This is a genomic window from Marinobacter sp. (assembly GCF_041686475.1).
Taxonomy (GTDB): Bacteria; Pseudomonadota; Gammaproteobacteria; order Pseudomonadales; family Oleiphilaceae; genus Marinobacter.
In genome coordinates, this window is record NZ_JAWLDU010000104.1 from 1 (window position 1) to 2861 (window position 2861).

The 2861-nt window shown below is 54.2% G+C and carries 5 protein-coding genes; 3 read left to right on the plus strand and 2 right to left on the minus strand.

The window, feature by feature from the left end; all coding sequences use genetic code 11:
* A partial coding sequence (locus ACESMB_RS14495) for a nucleoside 2-deoxyribosyltransferase (protein WP_372971932.1) occupies positions 1–394 on the minus strand: 394 nt, incomplete at its 3' end.
* Between the two features lie 171 nt (positions 395–565).
* On the opposite strand from ACESMB_RS14495, the gene bcp reads away from it, so the two are divergent.
* Positions 566–1021: a thioredoxin-dependent thiol peroxidase gene (gene bcp, locus ACESMB_RS14500; RefSeq protein WP_372926819.1), complete on the plus strand. Its 456-nt coding sequence runs from the start codon at positions 566–568 to the stop codon at positions 1019–1021.
* Between the two features lie 145 nt (positions 1022–1166).
* Here bcp and ACESMB_RS14505 read toward each other — a convergent pair whose 3' ends face one another.
* Positions 1167–1445: a DUF3175 domain-containing protein gene (locus ACESMB_RS14505; RefSeq protein ID WP_372926820.1), complete on the minus strand. Its 279-nt coding sequence runs from the start codon at positions 1443–1445 to the stop codon at positions 1167–1169.
* Positions 1446–1592: 147 nt separating this feature from the next.
* Between ACESMB_RS14505 and ACESMB_RS14510 the strand changes: the two genes are divergently transcribed.
* Positions 1593–2627 carry a nuclease-related domain-containing protein gene (locus tag ACESMB_RS14510; RefSeq protein ID WP_372926821.1) on the plus strand — a complete coding sequence of 345 codons (1035 nt, stop codon included), beginning with the start codon at positions 1593–1595 and terminating at the stop codon, positions 2625–2627.
* 51 nt (positions 2628–2678) lie between these two features.
* Positions 2679–2861: hypothetical protein (locus tag ACESMB_RS14515; RefSeq protein WP_372971933.1), on the plus strand; the 183-nt coding region annotated here is incomplete at its 3' end.

A 2861-nucleotide genomic window follows, 5' to 3' on the forward strand; every position in this document is an offset into this window, starting at 1 on the left:
TAGTGTTGCCCAGATCGTCCAGGCCGGTTGAGCCCGCCCGTTCCCGGTAATGGCGGCCGTCCAGGGTGAATCCGAAGGCGGGCTTGCCCTGGCCTATCATGTAGCCCACCTCAAAGACGGTGCCCGGGTCCGCGCTGATGCCGCGAAAGGGTGTCAGGTTGGCGATGATGGCGTCGCAGCTGTCCATCAGTTCGCGGTTGGCCAGGTAGATCCGCTGGCCGCGCTCGGGTTTTGCCTGGTTCTCTGAAAATGCGAGCTCCGTGTCCAGCGGATCCACACCCTCAAATCCGTATTCCCGAAGCAGGCGTTTTTTCTGGGCGACGATGGACTGGTGTTCTGTGGCCGGGAAAAATACTTCCGGGCCGGCGAGGTAGATTCGTTTTGGCTTTGCCATGGACGCCTCTTACAGCTGATAAAACCTCATGATAGCATCAGCAATTTTCGGGGCAGGGCGGATGATGAGGATTCTGCAGGCCCGCGAGGCAGGCCCTCCAGGCAGATTTTGCTCTTAACTCGCACCGGATTCGTATATCGTTAGCCTGAGATTTTGTAAGGAGGAAACCCGATGAGCTGGGAAGGCAAAAACGCACCCGATTTCACGCTGCAAGACCAGGAAAGTAAACAGCACTCGCTGTCGGATTATCAGGGGCAGAAAGTCCTGCTGTACTTTTACCCACGTGACGACACGCCCGGCTGTACCATCGAAGCTCAGCAATTCCGGGACCGGCTGGACGAACTCCGCAGTCATGGTGTGCAGGTGCTGGGTGTGAGCCGGGACACGGTTCGCTCACACGAGAAGTTCGCCCGGAAAGAGTCGCTGAACTTCCCGATTCTGGCGGACCCGGAAGAAGTGGTGGTCAACCAGTACGGAGTGCTCAAAGAGAAAAACATGTACGGTAAACAGGTAATGTCCGTGAACCGGGAGTCATTCCTGATTGATGAGCAGGGTGTGATTCTGCGCCACTACGGTAAGGTCAAACCGGCAGAGCATGTACAGGAGATATTGGATGACCTGGCGTAATTATAGAATCCATCAGGGGGATGTAGTTGTTCCGGTGGCCATACCTGGTCTCTATCGGGTTGCTTGCGCCGGCCGTACATGAAGTAGCCGAAACCGACGCAGCCAAAGAGCAGCTCCAGGAAGATATCTGCGGTTCGGAAGGAGCTTACTTGCGAGGCTTGCCGAAAAGGTCCCGCAGCTCATCCTTTGCTGCCTCAAGGCGTTCTCTTTGCTCTGCCGTAAGTTGTTTGCCCGCCCGATTGATGTAAAACGTCAGCATCGACATGGCTGACCGGTAAGGATCCGACTTCCGGCGTTTGCTCTCTTCGGCAGACTTCTTCAGGGAACGGGCAATTTCCCGCGGATCTTCCAGGGCGAATACGCCGCGCTCAAGGTTCAGTGCATCACTGGATTCCGTTACCTTCTGCGACCAGCGTTCAGACATGCCCAAAACCTACCTCCAGTCGTGTGGCGAGATGTGCCCTTTAACAATATCAAGGTAGTGGCGTTACAAAAATCCTAAGGTGCGAAATCAAAGAGTGATTTATGGTTCACGTCTGACTGAAGGAAGAAACACAAGGATGTCCGCACGATGGATTTTGGCCCGGTCCACCAGCAACTGTTTACTACATTCTGGTATCTGATACCTCTTGTCATCATCGCAGGGCTGATCAAGTCGCCCTGGTTCAAGGGCAAGTTCGGGGAGTTTCTGGTCAACCTATCGGCGCGGTGCTTCCTGGATAAATCCCGCTACCACCTAATCAAGAACGTCACCCTCCCTACGGAAGACGGCACCACGCAGATCGACCATGTTCTGGTTTCAGAGTTTGGTGTCTTCGTTGTCGAAACGAAGAATATGAAGGGCTGGATTTTCGGTAGCCCTCATCAGCGGTTTTGGACCCAGAAAATTTTCAGGTCCAATTACAAATTCCAGAATCCGCTGCACCAGAACTACAAGCACGTAAAAACACTGCAGGCTTTGCTCGGGCTCGGCAATCACCAGATGCATTCGGTGGTGGTTTTTGTGGGGGATAGCAGGCTCAAAACCGCCATGCCGGAAAATGTTACCCGCGGCCTGGGGTATGTTCGATATATCAAGTCGAAAACGGAGTTGGTTCTGAGCCCGGAGCAGGTGGCGGAGGTTCGGGAAAAGGTCGCAACCGGTCGCCTCAAGGCATCGTTCGCCACTGACCAGGCACACGTTCGGCATGTGAAAGGTCTGGTTGCCGAGCGTTATGGTGATACGCCCCGTCGCCCGAATAGGGGGCTTCTCAAGTTCCTGGTGTTTCTCGCATTGATGATCGGGCTCGGCGCGATGGGAGTGAACGCGTATTCGAATTTTGCTTCTCAGGCGATGGCGATAGGCAAGAAAAAAATGCCTGAACAGCACGTTGAACATGCGCCGCAGCCCGCTTCTCGACAATCCGAGTCGAGAACCGTGGCCCCAGAGCCATACTCAGGCACCGGTGTTCAGCGTGCTCATCAACCTCCTACCGAATTGTTATTAGCAAGGCAGGAATGTAACTCCCTGATCGCTGCCGCTATTGGCAATCAGGATCCGCGCCTTTTGAGGGACAGGGATAAGGTGTGTGCCCGGTACAAGGCACTGAAGGGGGGAGTGTATTGAATCAGAAAGGTTTTCACCGGTTTTTCATAACAACAACCTATTGGGCTTTTAATGAACATAAAACCAATCGTATGTCTATTCTCCTCGGCAATGATACTTGCGGGCTGCGGCGGTGGCTCTGATGGCTCGGAGAACTCTCCGGAAGATGTCGCTCGGGCATCAGGTAAAGTCATCGATGGTTACATCTCGGGTGCGACGGTCTTTCTCGACCTGAACTTCAATGGTGCTCGTGAC